This window comes from Arthrobacter sp. lap29, from assembly GCF_032458965.1.
Lineage (GTDB): Bacteria > Actinomycetota > Actinomycetes > Actinomycetales > Micrococcaceae > Specibacter > Specibacter psychrochitiniphilus.
Genome location: NZ_JAUCEK010000008.1, coordinates 49,438 through 69,189, shown reverse-complemented (window position 1 = coordinate 69,189; position 19,752 = coordinate 49,438). Strand labels below are relative to the sequence as shown.

The 19,752-nt window shown below is 60.0% G+C and carries 19 protein-coding genes; 3 read left to right on the top strand and 16 right to left on the bottom strand.

What is annotated here, in order from left to right; genetic code table 11:
- Positions 1–7 precede the first annotated feature (7 nt).
- The 5 genes from RY113_RS13940 to glnA form a co-directional block, all read right to left on the bottom strand.
- Positions 8–256 (bottom strand): hypothetical protein, encoded by a 249-nt coding sequence (locus tag RY113_RS13940; protein WP_315915041.1) that lies wholly within the window; start codon positions 254–256, stop codon positions 8–10.
- A 96-nt stretch (positions 257–352) separates the two neighbouring features.
- On the bottom strand, positions 353–946 hold the full coding sequence (locus tag RY113_RS13935; protein ID WP_315915040.1) for a Gfo/Idh/MocA family oxidoreductase: 594 nt from the start codon (positions 944–946) through the stop codon (positions 353–355).
- Position 947: 1 nt separating this feature from the next.
- Positions 948–1,166 carry a hypothetical protein gene (locus tag RY113_RS13930; protein WP_315915039.1) on the bottom strand — a complete coding sequence of 73 codons (219 nt, stop codon included), beginning with the start codon at positions 1,164–1,166 and terminating at the stop codon, positions 948–950.
- A gap of 233 nt (positions 1,167–1,399) precedes the next feature.
- Complete coding sequence (locus tag RY113_RS13925) at positions 1,400–4,459, bottom strand: bifunctional [glutamine synthetase] adenylyltransferase/[glutamine synthetase]-adenylyl-L-tyrosine phosphorylase (RefSeq protein WP_315915038.1); 3,060 nt, start codon at positions 4,457–4,459, stop codon at positions 1,400–1,402.
- A 9-nt stretch (positions 4,460–4,468) separates the two neighbouring features.
- Entirely contained in the window at positions 4,469–5,815 is a 1,347-nt protein-coding gene (gene glnA, locus RY113_RS13920) for a type I glutamate--ammonia ligase (RefSeq protein ID WP_110106058.1), read from the bottom strand.
- A 158-nt stretch (positions 5,816–5,973) separates the two neighbouring features.
- Between glnA and panB the strand changes: the two genes are divergently transcribed.
- Positions 5,974–6,891 (top strand): 3-methyl-2-oxobutanoate hydroxymethyltransferase, encoded by a 918-nt coding sequence (panB, locus tag RY113_RS13915; RefSeq protein WP_315915037.1) that lies wholly within the window; start codon positions 5,974–5,976, stop codon positions 6,889–6,891.
- Between the two features lie 56 nt (positions 6,892–6,947).
- Here the strand turns inward: panB and RY113_RS13910 are convergent, their stop codons facing one another.
- Positions 6,948–7,121, bottom strand: coding sequence for an SPOR domain-containing protein (locus RY113_RS13910; protein WP_110106056.1), 174 nt, complete (start codon positions 7,119–7,121; stop codon positions 6,948–6,950).
- 139 nt (positions 7,122–7,260) lie between these two features.
- Here RY113_RS13910 and map point away from each other — a divergent pair, with 139 nt between their 5' ends.
- Both map and ppgK read left to right on the top strand, forming a co-directional pair.
- Positions 7,261–8,139 carry a type I methionyl aminopeptidase gene (map, locus tag RY113_RS13905; RefSeq protein WP_110106055.1) on the top strand — a complete coding sequence of 293 codons (879 nt, stop codon included), beginning with the start codon at positions 7,261–7,263 and terminating at the stop codon, positions 8,137–8,139.
- Positions 8,140–8,225: 86 nt separating this feature from the next.
- Positions 8,226–9,020 (top strand): polyphosphate--glucose phosphotransferase, encoded by a 795-nt coding sequence (ppgK, locus tag RY113_RS13900; RefSeq protein WP_315915036.1) that lies wholly within the window; start codon positions 8,226–8,228, stop codon positions 9,018–9,020.
- 98 nt (positions 9,021–9,118) lie between these two features.
- Here the strand turns inward: ppgK and nrdR are convergent, their stop codons facing one another.
- From nrdR to RY113_RS13850, 10 genes are all read right to left on the bottom strand, one after another.
- Positions 9,119–9,571, bottom strand: a complete 453-nt coding sequence (gene nrdR / locus RY113_RS13895; protein ID WP_110106053.1) for a transcriptional regulator NrdR — start codon at positions 9,569–9,571, stop codon at positions 9,119–9,121.
- A 118-nt stretch (positions 9,572–9,689) separates the two neighbouring features.
- Entirely contained in the window at positions 9,690–11,087 is a 1,398-nt protein-coding gene (hisD, locus tag RY113_RS13890) for a histidinol dehydrogenase (RefSeq protein ID WP_396334246.1), read from the bottom strand.
- Positions 11,088–11,121: 34 nt separating this feature from the next.
- Positions 11,122–11,703, bottom strand: a complete 582-nt coding sequence (locus tag RY113_RS13885; RefSeq protein ID WP_315915035.1) for a hypothetical protein — start codon at positions 11,701–11,703, stop codon at positions 11,122–11,124.
- Between the two features lie 2 nt (positions 11,704–11,705).
- On the bottom strand, positions 11,706–15,272 hold the full coding sequence (dnaE, locus tag RY113_RS13880) for a DNA polymerase III subunit alpha (RefSeq protein WP_315915034.1): 3,567 nt from the start codon (positions 15,270–15,272) through the stop codon (positions 11,706–11,708).
- A gap of 144 nt (positions 15,273–15,416) precedes the next feature.
- Complete coding sequence (locus RY113_RS13875; protein ID WP_315915033.1) at positions 15,417–16,340, bottom strand: RluA family pseudouridine synthase; 924 nt, start codon at positions 16,338–16,340, stop codon at positions 15,417–15,419.
- A complete protein-coding gene (gene lspA / locus RY113_RS13870; protein ID WP_315915032.1) occupies positions 16,333–16,932 on the bottom strand; it encodes a signal peptidase II in 600 nt (199 codons plus the stop codon). The genes RY113_RS13875 and lspA overlap by 8 nt, the downstream gene beginning before the upstream one ends.
- A gap of 152 nt (positions 16,933–17,084) precedes the next feature.
- Complete coding sequence (locus RY113_RS13865; RefSeq protein WP_315915031.1) at positions 17,085–17,759, bottom strand: DivIVA domain-containing protein; 675 nt, start codon at positions 17,757–17,759, stop codon at positions 17,085–17,087.
- A 148-nt stretch (positions 17,760–17,907) separates the two neighbouring features.
- On the bottom strand, positions 17,908–18,198 hold the full coding sequence (locus RY113_RS13860) for a YggT family protein (RefSeq protein WP_110106230.1): 291 nt from the start codon (positions 18,196–18,198) through the stop codon (positions 17,908–17,910).
- Between the two features lie 183 nt (positions 18,199–18,381).
- Positions 18,382–18,909: a cell division protein SepF gene (locus RY113_RS13855; RefSeq protein WP_110106046.1), complete on the bottom strand. Its 528-nt coding sequence runs from the start codon at positions 18,907–18,909 to the stop codon at positions 18,382–18,384.
- A gap of 77 nt (positions 18,910–18,986) precedes the next feature.
- Entirely contained in the window at positions 18,987–19,748 is a 762-nt protein-coding gene (locus RY113_RS13850; RefSeq protein WP_315915030.1) for an alanine racemase, read from the bottom strand.
- Positions 19,749–19,752 lie beyond the last annotated feature (4 nt).

Below are 19,752 nucleotides of genomic sequence, written 5' to 3'. Positions count from 1 at the left end.
AGGTGCGTTAGACCACTGCTGGCATGTCGATGGCTACCGAATCCAGGCCCACACGCGGGCGGACCCAGCCGCCACGGGTGAAGTCGGGAATTTCCACTGGTTTGCCACCATCGGCCAGGGACATGACACTGAGCGGGACAGGGGCGCACCACGCTGCTGAGTCGTACACGTCAATGTCGGCAATGGTGCCTGTGCGCATGGATTGGATGGTCCGCCACGCCATGATGTAGTCCATGCCGCCGTGGTCCGGTTCCATGTAGACCCGGGCATTGGTGTTGCCGCCGCCTGCGTAATCCTCAAAAATACCGCGGCTGCCGGCAAGGCTGTTGATGCGGCTGTACGGGCGTGGTGTTCAGACATCGTGTTCGGCGCGGATAATCCGGCCCTTTTCCGTGCTGATCATGCAGGTGACCAGGTCACCGTTGACGTACGTCTCGTTCCAGGAGCGGTGCCCCTTGGGAACAAATCTGGCGCGGTAGTCGGCAAGGCCTTTGGCCGTGGTGGCCGTGGCGGAGAGAGTCTTCATCCGATCGCCGCGGTTGATGTCCATGGCAGCGGCGATGGGTGCCAGTCCGTGCATCGCATAGAAGCTTGCCGTGCTCTTGGTGTGCCACTTGCGGCGCCAGTCATCCGTGTAGTAACCGTCGTTGAAGAGCAGATCGCGAAGATCGTGCAGATAGCCGCCGTGGCCGTTGTGCACATCACCGAAGACGCCTTCATGAGCCATCTTCAGCATGGCCAATTCGTTGCGGCCGTAGGAGCAGTTCTCGGCCAGCATCATGTGCCTGCGAGTCTTTTCAGAGGTATCTACCAGATCCCATAGCTCATCAAGTCCCGTGGCGATGGGCAGTTCCACCATGGCGTGGGCGCCGGAGATCATGGCGGCTTTGCCTTGCTCGTGGTGGAATTCCCAGGGAGTGGCGATGTAGACCAGGTCAAGGTCCATCTCATTGAGCATCGTCTTGTAGGAATCGGCTGAACCACCGTACTGCGCCGGGCGTGGACGCCCAGCCCTCGCTCATGGGACCGCCACGGTTCCCCAACCCAATGACGCCGATGCGCACTGTTGAGTATTTTTCAAAGGGAACGCCAATCATGGTTTCCTGGCCAGCGGGACGCAGTTGCATGTTTCTGGCAGCCAAAGCGTTGTGAGCCAGCGCAGCCATCAGGCCTGTCGCCAACACCCCCCAGAACGCTGCGCCGCGACGCTGATGATCAATGGAGCATGCAGAACCTCCTACAGAAAAATCCTGAACGAATGGCCTAAGTCAGACGTACAGGTTCTAAAGCTCTGCTGTGAAGATGCAGCGGTCAAGCACAGTCAATTCCGGCGCACTTCAAGCCGCTTCCGGCCACTTCCGCTCAGGCCAGGAACAGGCCCCTTCAGGCCAGGATCGGGTTAGCCGTAGAACAGCCGCTCAAAAACGGCCCTAGCACGCCGGGTCAGCCCCAGATAGTGCTCTTCGAAGGCTGCCGCGTTGCCTGGTTCGTAGCCGCACCACCTAGCCACCGCCTCCAGATCATGGCGGGCCGAGGGCAGCAGATCCGAATTCTTGCCGGTCCACATGACATTGGCGTTGCGGATCTTCCCCGCGAGCCGCCACGCAGCCTCCAAGGTCTCGGAATCGTCCCCATCAACTAGCCCCAGCGCCGTAGCGGCGTGGAGGGCCGCAATGGTGCGGGTGGTGCGCAGTTCGGGGTGAGCGTGGGCGTGCTGAAGCTGGAGGAGCTGAACCAACCATTCAACATCGCTCAATCCGCCCCGGCCCAGCTTCACGTGCCGGGCAGGATCGGCACCGCGTGGCAGCCGTTCGGATTCCATCCTCGCCTTGATGCGTTTGATTTCGCGAAGGTTAATTTCCGGCACGGATTGTGGGTACCGGATGGGGTTCACCATGGAGATGAAATCGCGTGCCAGGACATCCGAGCCAGCCATGGGAAGCGCCCGCAACAGGGCCTGAGCCTCCCAGGCGGAGGACCAGCGGGAATAGTATTCCCGGTACGCTTCCAGTGACCGAACCACGGGCCCGTTGCGGCCCTCCGGGCGGAGCCCGGCGTCCACAGTGAGTACCCGCTCGGCTTGGATGGCAGGCTTCAAAGGAGCCGTCAGCAGTGTGGTGAGCCGCTGAACGATTGCCTTGGCCTGCTGCGTGGCCTCCCCCATCCGGTCCTGCGCCAGCCCGTCAACGGGCCGGTGCACAAACAGGACGTCAGCGTCTGAGCCGTACCCGATTTCTTGTCCACCCTGGCGGCCCATGGCCACCACGAGGACGCGGGTCAGCGGTGGCGTGCCAGCGTAGATTTCATTTTCGGCCACGAGGAGGGCGCCCAGCACGGCGGCCCGGTCCACGTCGCTCAAGGCCCGAGAGACAGCGTCTTGGCGCAGCAGCCCGCAGCTGTCAGCTATGCCAATGCGCAGGATCTCGCGTTGGCGCAGCAGGCGGATGAGCCGGATGGCACCGGCATCTCCCCCATGGCGGGATAGCGTTGACTGAATTTCACTCCACTGTGATTCAAAGCTTTGCGGAACAAGTTCTTTACTGTTGCCCAGCCAGGCGGTGGCCTCCGGTGAGACCTCTAGCAGGTCACTGACCAGGCGGGAACTGGAAAGCAGGTGACACAAGCGCTCTGCGGCCGCTTGGTGATCGCGCAGCATGCCCAGGTACCAATGGGAGGTTCCCAGCGCGTCGCTCACCCGGCGGAAGGCGAGCAGACCGGCGTCGGGGTCAACGCCGTTGGCCAACCAGCCGAGCAGAACCGGCAGGAGTTGGCGCTGCAAAGCTGCCCGGCGGCTCACACCGGCGGTCAGGGCCTCGATGTGCCGAACTGCCCCCGCCGTGTCCCGGTAGCCGAGGGCAGCAAGGCGGGCCCGGGCGGCGTCGGTAGTCAGGGCGGCATCCTCTGCACTGAGATTTGCAGCCGTGGCCAGGATGGGACGGTAAAAAATCTGCTCATGCAAGGAACTCACGGAACGTTTAACCTTGGACCAGTTAGCTTCGAGGGAATCCGCACTGGGCCGCTTCATGCTCAGCGGCCCCTCCAGGGACCTGGCGAGGGCGCGCAATTGCTCCGGCGCTGTTGGCATGGTGTGCGTGCGGCGCATATGCACCAGTTGAATCCGGTGTTCTAGCACGCGCAAATATGTGTAGTGATTGAGCAGCAGCGCGGCATCGGTGCGGCCAATATATCCGGCATGTGTGAGCGCTTCAATGGCCGCAGTGGTGGCACGCAAACGAACACTCGGATCAGTTTTACCGTGGACTAGCTGAAGTAACTGGACGGAAAATTCAACATCACGCAGGCCGCCCTTGCCCAGTTTGATCTGGCGTCCGGCATCCGCGTCACGAATACTCGCTGTCACACGCCGTCGCATGGCCTGGACGGACTCCACAAAGCCGTCCCGCTCAGAGGAGTTCCAGATCAGCGGTTCCACAGCGTTCTCAAAATCGGCGCCAAGCGCCCTGTCTCCGGCGATGGTCCGGGCTTTCAAGAGTGCCTGGAATTCCCAGCTTTGCGCCCACCGGTGGTAGTAGGCAAGGTACGACTCGAGGGTGCGCACCAACGGCCCGTCCTTGCCTTCGGGGCGCAGATTGGCATCAACTTCCCACAGGCCCGGCTCACGTTCCGAAGCATAAATGGTGCGTGAGAGTGCCCCTGCCAGGGCATTGCCCACCCTGACCAGTTCGCTCTCATCAATACCCTGCGCCCCGGCGGCCTGTTCATCGAGTGCCACAACGTACATGACGTCCACGTCGGAGATGTAGTTCAGCTCCCGGGCGCCACATTTGCCCATGCCCACCACGGATAGCCGCACAGCCGCCACCTTCTCGGCTCCCAAGGCTGCCCCGACCTCATTGCGTGCCACTGCCAAAGCGGCTTCGAGCGCTGCTGCCGCCAAATCCGCCAGCTCCGCTCCGGCTTGGGGCATGGCTGCCTGAGGCGACGGCGCTGCCAGGTCCCGTAACGCCAACTCGCATAAGTGCCTGCGGTACATGGTTCGCAAGGCGATCCGCCCCTGGCTTTTGGACATCTGCGCCACGGCACGCTCCGCCGTGGGCTCTGCCCCCACCGAGCGCAGCAGCGAAGCCCGCAGCACCTCCGGATCTGCTGCGGCAGGGCGCCCCATGAGGGCAGGGTCCACCACCTCGAGATGTTCCGGGTGCCGCATCAGGAAGTCAGCCAATGACTCCGATGCCCCGAGGAGCCTGAACAAGTGCGCGTTGGAGAGTGTCCGTCCCGTGTCAGGATCTACGCAGGTGAGCAGGCTCCGGGTTTGCGGGGCACGGCTGAGCAGCCGTACCAATGACTGCAGCGCCATATCCGGGTTGTCGGCAATGGCCAGCGCGTCCAGCAACTGTGTCTGGTCCAGGTCTGCGAGTTCGCTAAATCCTAGAAACCTCTCACAGTTTTCAAGGTCGGAGAAGCCACGTGAGATCAAGGTGCGGGTCAGGGAACTCATGGCAGTGTGTTAGAGCACCCCCAAGTAGCGGTTGATCTCATAGGGGGTCACCTGGAGGCGATATTCCTGCCACTCGGAACGTTTGTTACGCAGGAAATTTTCAAAGACCTGTTCACCCAGGATTTCCGGCATGAGCTCTGATTCTTCCATTTGCCGCACGGCGTCATGCAGGCTGGATGGCAGCGGGTCATGGCCCATGAGCCTGCGCTCTGCACTCGTCAACGCACTGATGTCTTCCACGGCGGCCGGTGGCAACTCATAACCTTCCTCGATACCCTTCAGCCCGGCTCCCAGCAGGACCGCATAGGCAAGGTAAGGGTTCGCGGCTGAATCAATACCGCGGTATTCAAGGCGCGCGGCCTGCCCCTTGCCCGGCTTGTAGAGGGGCACCCTCATCAGGGCGGAGCGGTTGTTGTGGCCCCAGGAGACGTAGCTGGGGGCTTCTCCGCCACCCCACAGCCGCTTGTAGGAGTTGACGAACTGGTTGGTCACGGCAGTGAATTCCGGGGCGTGCTTGAGGATCCCGGCCATGAATTGCCGCGCCGTCTTGGAGAGCTGATACTCGGCGCCCGGTTCGTGGAAGGCGTTGCTATCGCCTTCAAAGAGGGAGAAGTGGGTGTGCATCCCGGAACCGGGGTGGTCTGAGAATGGTTTCGGCATGAACGTGGCATAAGTGCCTTGTTGAATGGCGACCTCACGGATCACCGTTCGGAAGGTCATGATGTTGTCTGCCGTTTGGAGTGCGTCGGCATAGCGCAGATCGATCTCATTCTGCCCCGGCCCGCCCTCATGGTGGCTGAACTCTACGGAGATACCCACGTCTTCGAGCATGGTCACGGCGGTGCGCCTAAAATCCTGAGCTACCCCGCCTGGCACATGGTCAAAATAGCCGGCCTGGTCCACAGGGACGGGGATGCCGTCAGGTCCGGGCCTATCTGACTTGAGCAGATAGAACTCAATCTCGGGGTGGGTGTAACAGGTGAATCCCATGTCAGCGGCCTTCGCCAAGGTTCGCTTCAGGACGTTGCGCGGATCAGCGGCGGAGGGTTCGCCGTCGGGAGTGAGAACATCGCAGAACATGCGGGAGGTCTGTTCCGTCTTGCCGTTGCCGCGCCAGGGCAGGATTTGGAAGGTTGACGGATCGGGCTGGGCCAGCATGTCGGATTCAAAGATCCGGGCCAGGCCTTCAATGGCGGAGCCATCGAACCCCAGACCCTCTTCGAAGGCGCCCTCCACTTCAGCCGGGGCCAGTGCCACCGATTTCAAGGAGCCCACAACGTCAGTAAACCAAAGCCGCACAAACCTGACATCGCGCTCCTCAATGGTGCGCAACACAAATTCCTGTTGACGGTTCATGTACGGGCCTCTTCCTCTGGCACCAGCACCTCCTGGCACCAGTTGCGGGCAGGTGGCGGACGGGTTTGCGGCAGGTGTGTCCCCTGCAATCTTCACTCTACTAACTAGTGTGGCGCCCGGTGCCCATCCCACACCCGTAATCGTAATAAGCTGAGGTCATGGCACCCTCAAGCACCCCTGACTCCCCTGCGTTTGATTCCCCCGCGTCCGCCGAGCTGGCGGCTCCTTACGGTTCCGGCGCCGCTGCCCGGACCGCTACCCCCGGCGGCATCCCCGTCACCACACAGAAAATCCGTACACACCATCTGTTGGCGGCAAAAAAGGCTGGCCAAAAATTTGCCATGCTGACGGCTTACGATCAGTACACGGCACAAATTTTTGATGAGGCTGGCATTGAAGTGCTGCTGGTGGGCGACTCCGCCTCCAACAACGTGCTGGGCAATGAAACGTCCCTGCCCATCACCTTGGATGAAATGATCATCTTCTCCCGAGCGGTGACGGCTGGCGCCCACCGCGCCCTGGTGGTGGCGGATCTGCCCTTTGGCAGCTACGAGCAATCACCCGAGCAGGCAATCGCATCCTCGGTACGCCTCATGAAAGAGGGCCTGGTTCACGCCGTGAAAATGGAAGGCGGAGCCTACTACGCCTCAACCGTGCGCGCCCTGACGCAGGCCGGCATCCCTGTCATGGCGCACATTGGCTTTACCCCTCAAAGCGAGCACACCCTGGGTGGCTACCGCGTGCAAGGTCGCGGCGAGATGGCTCAGGCCATGATTGACGACGCCGTAGCGCTGGCTGACGCTGGCGCGTTTTGTGTGCTGATGGAAATGGTCCCAGCCGAGACGGCAGCCGCCGTGGAAGCCGCAGTTTCCGTACCCACTGTGGGCATCGGGGCGGGCAACACCACCACGGGGCAGGTTCTGGTGTGGCAGGACATGGCAGGATTGCGTACCGGCAAGATGGCCAAGTTTGTCAAGCAGTATGCCCAGCTGCGCACCATTCTGGCTGACGCCGCCCGCGAGTATGGCGACGAAGTTCGCTCTGGTGTGTTCCCCGGACCGGAACACACCTTCTAACATCCGGCCGGGGCTGGGAAGGGCCACAAGGTGCTGTGGGACGTGCCGGAAGAGAGTTAGTCTTCTTCGTCTTCGTCCAGGGCGTCCGCGGCGGCATTGCGCTCTTGGACCTTGGCCAAGGCATGCTCGGCCTCTTCCCTGCTTTCGTAGGGACCAATCAGGGACTGCCACCCTGACTGGGCATCCTTTTCCACCTCGTGTGTTTGTACGTTGTACCAATAGCGTGCCATGACGGCCTCCATGCCTTGTGTGTGAATACTTGTGTGTGAATACTTGCAACTGCTGCCATCATAGGTCTTTCCTGCCGGCGGACGGTGAGAGCACTACGCACTCCCTGTCCATGGGCAAAAATTTAGTAAGATGGTTCCTATGTCTTCAACAGCAACCTCAGCGCCCATCGGCAAGCTGGTACCCGGGATCATCAGCCCGGAGCTAGCCGTTCCCTTCTCGATTGCCCGTCCTGAATACGTGGGCAAGGCCGGACCGGCCCCCTTCAAGGGATCGGAAGTCAAGGACGCGCAGACGCTGGAGAAGATCCGGATTTCAAGCAAGATTGCCGCAGCGGCCATCGTGGAGGTTGGCAAACACATTCTCCCCGGTGTGACCACAGATGAGCTGGACCGGATAGGACACGAATTCCTCCTGGATCATCAGGCGTACCCCTCCACGTTGGGCTACCGGGGGTTCCCGAAGTCATTGTGCTCCTCCATCAATGAAGTGATCTGCCACGGCATTCCGGACACCACCGTGGTCCAAGACGGTGACATCATCAACATTGACATCACTGCGTTCAAGAACGGCGTCCACGGCGACACCAACTTCACCTTCACAGTAGGCAATGTTGATGAGGAGTCCCGTCTGCTGGTGGAGCGCACCCAGGAGTCATTGAACCGCGCCATCCGGGCCGTGGCGCCAGGAAGGGAAATCAACGTCATTGGCCGTACCATCTCCTCTTACGCCAAGCGTTTTGGCTACGGAGTGGTGCGTGACTTCACCGGTCACGGCGTGGGCGAGGCATTCCATACCGGACTGATTATTCCGCATTATGACGCGGCTCCTGCCTACAACACTGTCCTGGAAGAGGGAATGGTGTTTACCATCGAACCCATGCTCACACTGGGCACCATTGAATGGGACATGTGGGCGGATGATTGGACCGTGGTCACTCGTGACCGCAAGCGTACGGCACAATTTGAACACACCATGGTAGTTACAGCCACCGGCGCTGAAGTCCTGACCCTGCCGTAGCATTACCTATGCCTTAGCTTCCCGCAGTATTGTCTTGGTCCAACACCGGCGTCTAACGCGTCCTTATTTCTATCCTTGGAGCCTGCATGTCTAAAAAGCACTCACCCAAAAAAACTGCCATCGGTGTCGATATTGGTGGTACCGGCATCAAGGGCGGAATCGTTGATCTTTCCACCGGCGAGGTAATCGGGGACCGCTTCCGGATCCTGACCCCTGCCCCGTCAACCCCGCAGGCTGTGGCGAAGGTGGTCAAGGAGATCGTGGATGAGCTGTCCTCGCGCGATCACGCCCCAGCGGCTGATGCTCCCGTAGGCATCACCTTCCCGGCCATCATTGCCCATGGCATTTCCTTGTCCGCAGCAAATGTGGACAAGTCCTGGATCAACGCCAATGTGGATGAGATCTTCACCCAGGAGTTGGGCCGTGATGTGCAGGTCATCAATGATGCCGATGCCGCCGGCTTGGCTGAGGCCCGTTACGGTGCTGGCAAGGGCGTAAAGGGTACCGTCTTGGTCATCACGCTGGGCACGGGGATCGGCTCCGCGTTCATCTACAATGGCAAGCTTATTCCCAACGTTGAGCTGGGCCATCTGGAACTGGATGGCTTCGACGCCGAAACGAAGGCCTCGGCCAGCGCCCGGGAAAGGGACGGGCTCAGCTGGGATGAGTACTCGGTGCGGCTCCAACGCTACTTCTCCCATGTGGAGTTTTTGTTTTCACCGGAACTGTTCATCATTGGTGGCGGCATTTCCAAGCGCAGCGAGGACTACCTTCCCCAACTGAAGCTGCGCACCAAGATCATCCCTGCCGAGCTGGCCAATAACGCCGGTATTGTGGGCGGCGCCTTGCAAGCGGCCGTGTACTTCAAACTCATCAAGTAGCAAGATCAGAGCACAAAGGCAACTCTCGCTAGGAGGCACAGATCACTCTGGCCACTCTCTAGCGAGAGTTGCTGTGCTGTTGCTCGCGAAGCCAGGTTCTAGCTGGCATCCTCGCTTCTTAATTTGGCGATGGAAGCCTCAAAGTCCGCCAGGGATTCGAAGGCTTGGTAGACGCTGGCGAAGCGCAGATACGCCACCAGGTCAAGGCGGCGTAGCGGTTCCAGAATGGCCAGGCCCACGTTGTTGGCATCAATTTCTGCTGCCCCACTGGCCCGGATTGACTCTTCTACTTCCTGAGCGAGTTTAGCCAGGTCGTCGTCTGTGACGGGGCGTCCCTGACACGCCTTACGGACGCCGCTGATGATCTTGCTGCGGCTAAAAGGTTCCGCTACCCCGGAGCGTTTGCTCACGGACAGACTGGCCGTTTCCATGGTGCTAAAGCGCCGGCCACATTCGGTACACTGACGCCGGCGGCGGATGGACGAGCCGTCATCGGACAGTCTTGAATCAACCACACGCGAATCGGGATTACGGCAGAATGGGCAATACATGCAACCCCCTTCAGGTCGTGTCAATCACCAGTCTAAGATCATTTCAAGAGCAAATGACAATCGTGTAATTATCATACATGCACCCCTGCTGTCCAGAGGTGCAGCCTCAGAAAGTTGCTTAGGGGAAACGCACTGCCACGGCATCACCATGCGCCGGCAGGTCCTCCGCCTGGGAGAGCGTGATGACGTGGCGGGCCACCTCGGCCAGGGCGTCCTTGTTGTAGTTGATCAGTTGGACAGCACGCAGGAACGTTGTCACATTCAACCCCGAGGAGAACGCGGCAGTGCCACTGGTGGGCAACACATGGTTTGATCCTGCGCAGTAATCGCCCAAGCTCACGGGACTGTAGTCACCAATGAAGATGGCACCCGCGTTGGAAATTTGTGCTGCTACCTCAACAGCGTTCTCCGTCACAACTTCCAGGTGCTCCGCCGCATAAGCGTTGCACACGGCCACACCCTGCGCCAGATCACTCACGAGAACAATCCCCGACTGCACGCCGCCAAGTGCCGTCTGGACCCGTTCCCTGTGGGCCGTGCGTGCCACCTGGGCGCGAAGCTCGCGTTCGACGGCGTCCGCCAACTCCAGGGAAGTCGTCACCAAAACCGATGCTGCGTTGGGATCGTGTTCAGCCTGGCTGATGAGATCTGCGGCAACAAAGATCGGGTTGGCTGTGTGGTCTGCCAGAACGGCAATTTCTGTTGCGCCAGCTTCTGAGTCAATACCCACCACGCCCTTGACCAGGCGCTTGGCGGTGGCCACGAAGATGTTGCCCGGACCCGTTACCACGTCAACGGGCTCGATGACCTCTCCTCCCCCCGTTGCCGAGCTTCCGGCGGCTACGCCGTAGGCAAATGCAGCGATTGCTTGGGCCCCGCCCATGGCGTAGACCTCGTCAATGCCCAGCAAGGCGGCGGCGGCAAGGATGGTCTGATCCGGCAGGCCCCCGTTATTCTTCTGCGGCGGTGAGGCCAGAGCCACCGAAGCCACTCCTGCTGCTTGAGCAGGCACAGCATTCATGATGACCGAGGAGGCCAGGGGTGCCAGACCGCCCGGGACATACATGCCCACTCGGGAGACGGGAACCCAGTGCTGGGATACCACGGCACCGTTGGCTACCGGGAAGTCAATGTTTGCCGGCTTCTGTGCCTGGGCAAAGGCTGTGGCACGGGCGATGGATTCCTCCAAGGCGGCACGCACGGCCGGGTCCAGAGTTTCCAGCGCCTTCTGTAGCGCCCCGGCCGGGACACGGGGATGTTCCTGGGTGACGCCGTCGAACTTGTGGGCCAGCGCCGCCAAGGCGGCGTGCCCATCCCGGCGGACATCGGCAATGATGGCTTCCACAGCGGTTTCCGCCGTGCTCACGGTGGAGGCGGCGGTGCGGGGAACTGCGCCCTTTAGCTCAGCTACGGAAAGGCTCTGGCCACGCAGATCCGTTCGTCGCAGAGTGAATGTGGCGCCACTGTTGATGGCGGGTTCGGTCACAGAAGATTCATGGTTGCTCACAACACGCAAGTTTACCTGTTGAGAGCCATGGGTGTGTTCCGGGCTACTGCTCTTCCCCCTGCTCCATTTCTTCTCGTTTCTCGGGCTTGCCGAAGTAGTAGCCGAACAAATGCGTGAGGAAGAGTACCGCTGCGCTTGTCAGGGGCCAGATCAAGAGGACCGAAGGTGAGCGCAGGGAGAACACAATGCTCGGGTTGCCCAGATTCTCCGGCAGAGTGTGGAAGAGGTCCCCCGCAAACACACCTGTTCGCCAGGCCAGCACGGACCCGGCTAGCGCACCCACCAGCAGGGCCAACGTGGGCGCAGCCGTAGTCCAGATCCGCGGCGTCTTACGGCCCTGGCGCAGGAGCAACACGGAGGCGACCACGCCCGCAACCAGCATCAACAGTGCTAGGGCGGCGTCCCTGGGAAACCAGCTGTCATAATCGGAGCCGTCGCCGTAGATGGCCCCTCCCGGCGCCAGAACAAACCAGGCAACGCCCATGACTGCCCCGAGCACTAAGGTTATGGCCAGCCAGCGCCGCCAAAAAGCCTTGTTACTTTTGCTCCAAAGCGTGCCGGAGGCATGGGCTCGCTGCGCTGACCGGGGGCTTGAAAGCGCCGCCTCGGCAGTGGGTTCATTCATGGTTAGCCTTCCAGACAGGTGGGGCCGAGCAGCACCTTCAGATCGCCAAAGAGCGAGGGCGTGGGGTTGACCCGATGATGCAAAGGCAGTTTCATGATCTTAACGGAACGGCTGCCAGCCAGGTGCATCTTTACTTCGGTGTTGCCACGATGATCGTTAAGCACTGATTTCAGTGCCTGGAGAACTTGTTCGTTGGCCTTGTGTTCGGGCATAGAGATCACGAGCGGCCCGGCCATGCCTTCGCTCAGGTCCGGGACGGTGAGCTCCATGGCGTTAAGGGTGATGGCGCCGTCGTCACGCTTTTGCAGCCTTCCCTTGACCACCACTATCAGGTCCTCAGCGAGAATGTTGGCGATGGGACCGTAGGTCTGGCCAAAGAACATCACCTCGAGCGAACCGCCCAGATCCTCAACCTCGCAGCGGGCATAGGGGTTGCCGCTGCTCTTGGCAATCCGGCGTTGTAAGTTGGTAATCATGCCCGAAATGGTGATGATGTGCCCGTCCTGTGGCCCGTCATCGCCGAGCAACGCCGTGATGGACATGTCAGCGTTCTGGCTCAGGACGCCTTCCAAACCGCGCAGCGGGTGGTCCGAGACGTACAAGCCCAGCATGTCGCGTTCGAAGGCGAGCTTGTCCTTCTTTTCCCATTCGGGCAGGTCCGGGATTTCGGTGGTGAGCGCTGATTCCGGCTCCTCCTCGCCACCGAGTCCGGCAAAGAGGTCAAACTGGCCCACGGCCTCGTTCCGTTTGATGCTGATCACGGAGTCAACGGCTTCTTCATGGATCATGGCCAACGCCCGGCGGGCGTGCCCCAGCGTGTCAAAGGCGCCAGCCTTGATCAGCGATTCAATGGTGCGCTTGTTGCACACCACGGCGGGGACTTTCATCAAAAAGTCGGAGAAGTTCTCAAAGTTGCCGCGTTCACGCCGGGACTCCACCAAGCCGTTGACTACGTTGGCGCCCACGTTGCGAATGGCGCCCATACCGAAGCGGATGTCCGTCCCGATCGGGGTGAAGTTCAAGGCGGATTCGTTGACATCAGGGGCAAGAACGGTAATGCCCATGTGGCGGCATTCGTTGAGGTACAGCGCCAGTTTGTCCTTGTCATCACCCACGCTGGTCAGCAGGGCCGCCATATATTCGGCCGGGTGGTGTGCCTTCAGGTACGCGGTCCAGTAACTGATGACGCCGTAGGCGGCCGAGTGGGCCTTGTTGAAGGCGTAGTCGGAGAAGGGCAGCAGGATCGCCCACAGTGTTTGGACGGCGGCGTCAGAGTACCCGTTGTCCAACATGCCCTGATGGAAGCCCGCATACTGCTTATCCAGTTCGGACTTCTTCTTCTTACCCATGGCCCGGCGCAGAATGTCGGCACGGCCCAGCGAGTAGCCGGCCAGCTTCTGCGCAATCGACATGACCTGCTCCTGGTACACGATCAGCCCATACGTCCCGCCGAGGATGTCCGCGAGGGGTTCCTCCAATTCAGGATGGATGGGCGTGATCGGCTGCAGACCGTTTTTACGCAGAGCGTAGTTGGTGTGTGAGTCGGCACCCATGGGACCTGGCCGGTACAGGGCTAGAACAGCGGAGATGTCTTCAAAGTTATCCGGGCGCATGAGCTTGAGAAGCCCGCGCATGGGACCGCCGTCGAGCTGGAAAACACCCAGCGTGTCACCGCGCGCCATGAGCTCATAGGAGGGTGCGTCGTCGAGCTCCAACCCTTCAAGGTCAAGGTCAAAGCCCTTGTTGGCCTTGATGTTCTCCAGCGCGTCCGTGATGATCGTGAGGTTGCGCAACCCCAAGAAGTCCATCTTGATCAGTCCCAGACCTTCAGCGGTCGGGTAGTCAAACTGGGTGATGATCTGCCCGTCCTGGATGCGGCGCATGATCGGGATGACATCGATGATGGGATCAGAGCTCATGATCACACCGGCCGCGTGCACGCCCCACTGGCGCTTGAGCCCCTCAAGGCCCTTGGAGAGCTCGAAGACCTTTGCAGCTTCCGGGTCAGTGTTGATCAGGTTGCGGAAATCTTGGGCTTCCCCGTACCGCTTGGCCTCCGGGTTTTCAATATCGTTGAGCAGAATATCTTTGGCCATGACGGCCGGAGGCAACGCTTTCGTGAGCATTTCACCCATGCTGAAGGGGTGGCCCAGCACGCGGGAGGAGTCCTTGAGCGCCTGCTTGGTCTTGATGGAGCCGTACGTGACAATCATGGCCACACGCTCATCGCCATACTTCTCGGTCACGTACTTGATGACCTCATGGCGCCGCCGATCATCGAAGTCCACGTCGAAGTCAGGCATGGAGACACGTTCCGGGTTGAGGAAGCGCTCAAAGATCAAACCGTGACGCAACGGGTCAAGGTCGGTGATGCGCATGGCGTAGGCCACCATGGAACCGGCACCGGAACCACGGCCCGGACCCACCCGGATCCCTTGGGCCTTGGACCAATTGATGAAGTCGGCCACTACCAGGAAGTACCCCGGGAAGCCCATGCGGATGATGACGTCGAGTTCGTAGTCCGCCTGCTTGCGCACGTCATCGGGAATACCGGAGGGGTAGCGGTACCGCAGGCCCTCATCCACCTCCTTCACCAGCCAGGAGGTCTCATCCTCACCCTGTGGACAAGGGAATTTGGGCATGTAGTTGGCGTTGGTGTTGAAGGAGACGTCGCAGCGTTCGGCGATCAGCAGCGTGTTATCGCACGCCTCCGGCAATTCGGAAAAGAGGGAGCGCATTTCCGCCGCGGACTTCAGGTAGTAGCCGCTGCCACTGAAGGCAAAGCGCTTGCCGCCCTGATCATAGGTGGGCTCGGTCAGTGTGGAGGCGGATTGGAGAGCCAGCAGGGCCTCGTGCGCCTTGGCGTCATGCTCATGCGTGTAGTGCAGATCGTTGGTAGCGACCAGCGGAATTTTCAGTTCCCTGGCCAGGCGCAGCAGGTCCTTGGTGACCCTGCGCTCAATGTCCAGCCCATGGTCCATGAGCTCGCAGAAATAGTTTTCCGCACCGAAGATGTCCTGGAATTCGGAGGCGGCGGCCTTGGCCTCGTTGTACTGACCCAGCCGCAGACGCGTCTGAACCTCGCCGGAGGGGCAGCCAGTGGTGGCGATCAATCCGGGGTGATACTCATTGAGCAGTTCCCGGTCCAGGCGCGGGTATTTGCCCATGGGTGAATCGAGGGAACCCAAGGAGGAGGCCCGGAACAAGTTGCGCATGCCCTGGTTGTTGTAGCTGAGCAGCGTCATGTGGGTGTAGAAACCACCGCCGGAGACGTCATCCTTCTTTTGTGACTCCTCGGTACGCCACTTCACCCTGGATTTGTCGGTACGGGCCGTGCCCGGGGTGACGTAAGCTTCCACCCCGATGATGGGCTTGATGCCGGCATCGGTGGCCTTGCGCCAGAAGTCAAAGGCACCGAACAAATAACCGTGGTCGGTGGTGGCCAAGGCCGGCATTTCAAGCCGCTTGGCCTCGTCAAACAATTCGGTCAGGCGGGCGGCACCGTCCAACATGGAATATTCGGTGTGCGTATGGAGATGGACAAAACTGTCAGTCGATGAGCTAGCCACCAGATCATTCTACGTGGCCAAGTCAACCGCCAGCCCCCAGAAACGCTCCCTCACTTTTGGTGCATTAATGCAAATCGCTCCCTCACTAAATGAGGGAGCGATCTGTGAAAGTGAGCCAAAAGTAACCGAGCGCTGGAGGTGGGGCTAGTGTTCGCCGCGCAGGTGATCCAGTGCGTAGTTCAGATCCTGCGGGTAGGCGCTGGTGACACTGACCCACTCCCCCGATGACGGGTGCGTGAAACCGAGCTTGTGGGCGTGCAGCCATTGACGGGTCAGGCCCAGTTCGGCCGCCAACTTCGGATCCGCCCCGTAAGTGAGATCTCCGGCACAGGGGTGGCGCAGGGCAGAGAAATGGACACGAATTTGGTGGGTGCGACCGGTCTCCAGATGCACCTCCACGAGGGAAGCCTTGCCGAACGCTTCGAGCACCTCATAGTGAGTGATGGAGGGGCGCCCGTCTTCAATGACCGCGAAGCGCCAGTCATGGCCCGGATGGCGGCCAATGGGGGCGTCAATGGTGCCCTGCAACGGATCAGGCAGCCCCTGCACCACAGCGTGGTAGACCTTCTCAACGGTTCGCTCACGGAACGCCTGCTTTAGCACGGTGTAGGCGTGCTCGGTTTTGGCAACCACCATGGCTCCCGAGGTGCCCACATCCAGTCGGTGCACAATGCCCACCCGCTCTTGGGCGCCGGAGGTGGAGATGCGGTAACCGGCGGCAGCCAGCCCCCCGACTACTGTGGGACCTACCCAGCCCGGGGAAGGGTGTGCTGCCACACCCACAGGCTTGTCAACCACCACAAAGTCATCGTCATCTAGCAGGATCTTTAATCCTTCGACGGGCTCAATGCGAACCTCCAGCGGATCACGCCGCGGCGGAATGGTCACCTGGATGCTGGCCCCGGCACTAAACTTCTCGCTCTTGCCCATGGAAGCACCGTTTTGTAAGACATTGCCCTCCGTACACAGCAGTGCAGCAGCGGATCGGGAGATGCCCAGCAAAGTGGCCAGCCCGGCGTCGGCTCTGATCCCGGCAACAGCCTCTGGAACCACGAATGTTTCAGTCATTATCTTCCTCCCCTTCATGCCCTGCAACTTCTGCGGACTTCGTTTCTGTGACATTGGACGCCGTGGCTTTAGCGACAGCTCTACTGCCATCTAGCGAGATACCCAGCAGAGTGAGCAGGCAGATCACAATGACGCCGCCCACAACAGCCATATCCGCCATATTGAAAATGGCGAAGTTGGGGAAGGAAATAAAGTCCACCACGTGGCCCATGCCAAACGACGGCGGACGGAACAGCCTGTCGGTCAGGTTACCTAGGGCGCCACCCAGGACCAGACCCAAGCCAATGGCCCACCAAAGCGAACGGATGCGCCGGGCAAAGACAATGATGGCAACAGAAACAGCCGCCATGATGATGGTGAATACCCAGGTGAAATTCTCGCCAATGGAGAACGCCGCACCAGAATTCAGGATGTGGTACCACTGCAAAACACCAGGAATAACAGGGGTTTTCTCACCCAATTCCATGGTGGAACTGACCCACCATTTAGTTAATTGGTCACAAATATAGGCAAAGGCCGCCACGCCGAGCCAGAGCCACCAGAAGTGGCGGCGGGGCTTGGCAGCGGGCGCCGGCAAAGAGTTCTCGCTCATAACGCTTTCAGTTGATTGGGCAATGGGATTCCTTCCATCATAGGCGCCAAATCATCCACGCCCTGTGACGGGTGGCACCGTTGTTGGAACTTAAGAAACTAAAAGCCGGTGGAACAAGTTTCCTTGCACCACCGGCTTCTAGTTATCTGGAATTAGGACTCCAGGCTGCTCTCGGTGAAATCCGGGGCTGCCACTGAGCCGCGGGCGTCCAAGTCGCGCAGCTGGCCTTCGATGTAGCTCTTCAGGCGTGAGCGGTAATCGCGCTCGAAGCCGCGAAGCTGCTCTACCTTGCGCTCTAGCACTGAACGCTGCTGCTCCAGGGCGCCGAGCGTCTTACGGCTCTTCTCCTGGGCATCGTTCACCAGTGTGCTGGCTTCAATCTGGGCCTCAGCAATGATCTTGTCACGCTGCTCAACACCCGCGCTGACATATTCATCGTGCAGGCGCTCGGCCAACGCAAGGACACCGCTGGCGGACTGTGCTGCGGAAACCGGTGCTGTAGGAGCCGGAGCCGCAACAACCTTTTCTTCCACAACGGGTTCCGGAGCTGCGGGGGCCTGAACTACCTCAGGCTCAACAACTGCGGGCTCGGGTTCAACCTTCGCGGGCTCCTTGGCCAGTAGCGGTGCTACCGGGGCAGGGGCCGTTGCGGGGTTGGAACCACCCTGCTCGAGCTGCTTGCGCAACTCGTCGTTTTCCTGATGGAGTCGGCGAAGCTCAACGACGATCTCGTCAAGAAAATCGTCGACTTCGTCCTGGTCATAGCCTTCACGAAACTTTGTCGGCTGGAACCGCTTGTTGACAACGTCTTCTGGCGTAAGCGCCATCTAGTCACCTCATTGGTCTTATGTGAGTCAGACACCGGCCGAAACCTTCCCCGGACTACGGTACCGAATACAAATCTGGAGATCTGAACTTGGGTTCTATCGCTTTTTACAATATAGCCTTTTGTCGCTGAAAACTAACGACGCGGCTCTAACTGACAAAACTTTTTGTCACACTCATGCCAATACCCACGGCAACGAGCAATAAAAGGAAGCCAATATCCAGCGCAACGGAGCCAATCCGAAGCGGTGGAATCATGGCCCGGAGTTTACGCAGCGGCGGATCGGTGAGTCTGTACACGAGCGAGGCTCCAACGAGAGCTGCGCCCTTGGGACGCCAGTCACGGGCGAATACTTGTATCCAGTCGAACACCATGCGCAGCAGCAGCGTCAGGAAATAGAGCAGCAGGAGCAGGTAGAGGAGAGCAAAAACAATTGTCACGCGTGTGCACACAATCCCTAGGAGGAGAAAAAACTTGAACCTTGCAGCCAGACTCATCGGTGCGCTTCCGGAACGTCCCGGACGCAGGTAACTCTGATGTCTTCAGCTTAACGAACTGCCCGGACACTTTGTGCCCGGGCAGTCAAAATATCTTGGTTAAGACAAGTCGTCTAAGACAAGGTGTTAGCTCTGATTGAAGAAACTGGCCTGGGTGTCCGAGATCTTCTTGTCATCGCCGAGCACCTCAATATATGACGGTGAGAGCAAGAAGACCTTGTTGGTGACCCGCTCAATTGAGCCGCGCAGTCCGAAGACTAGCCCTGCAGAGAAGTCCACCAGGCGCTTGGCATCAGCTTCACCCATGTCGGTGACATTCATGATGACGGGAATGCCGTCCCGGAAACTTTCCCCAATGATCTTTGCATCATTGTAGGAACGAGGATGGACTGTGGTGATCTGGCGCAAACTTTCAGCCTCTTCCCGGGTTGATGCGGCACGCTTGATGGGGGTCACCGGTGCGCGGTATTCTTCGTCGCCGGCCTTGGGTGCGGCAGGTTCCGCTGCTGGTGCCGGGGCCGGGGCAGCAGCTCGTTCGAATACCTCTACGGCGGCGTCTTCCTTGGGCAACGCCGGAGCGTACTCAGCGTCGTAGTGCTCGTCCCCGTCGGCGAGCCCAAGAAAGATCATTGTCTTGCGCATAGCGCTAGCCATGGTTGCTCCTCATTAATGTGCCAAGCTAGAAACTCGTTGGTCAACAGCTGTACTGCGTTCCTGTTGTCTTCAAAACGCTACCGCACCAGCGGGCGCGGTCCGAGGATATCCGAACCGACACGCAGGTGTGTCGCCCCGGCGAGCAGTGCTGCCTCAAGATCGTGGCTCATACCAGAAGAAATGCTGGTGGCTTCAGGATGTTCGGATACCAGCTTGGCTGAGAGCTCGCCCAGCAACGAGAACCCAGGTTCTGGCGCCACGCCCAGAGGCGCTACCGCCATGAGCCCTGCCAGTCGCAGTCCAGAGGCTTGGGCTATCTGGGCTGCCAGTTGAGCAATTGACGACGGCGTTGCCCCTCCCCTGCCGCTGTGCGAGGGTCCGTCCGGCTGCGGTGCCAGCGCTAGATCCGGGTAGGCGCCGGAGAGATCAACCTGAATGAAGCACTCGAGCGCCTCACGCCCTGTTGCGTCCTGCTGGCGAACCATGGCATTACCCAGTGCCGTGACGAGGGACCCTCGATCTATTGACTGCACCGAATGGGCGTAGGCTGCCACTGATTTAGCCTTGTTCTTTTGCAGTTGTCCAATGAAGTGCCAGCGCAGCTGATGAGCATCGATTGCCCCCACCTCCGTGGCTTTGGCGGCTGCCTCTTGGTCACGATTTTCACCAACATCACACACGCCCAGGCTGCGCAGTCGCAGCACATCCGCGGCTGGATGGAATTTTGTGACAACAATCAACGTGGGTGCGGTGGACCCTTGTTGGGCGGCATGGATGCGTTCCTTGACCTGCGCCAATCGCTCAGCGAGCTCACGGGTGCGGGGGTCTTGCGAATTCATGGCG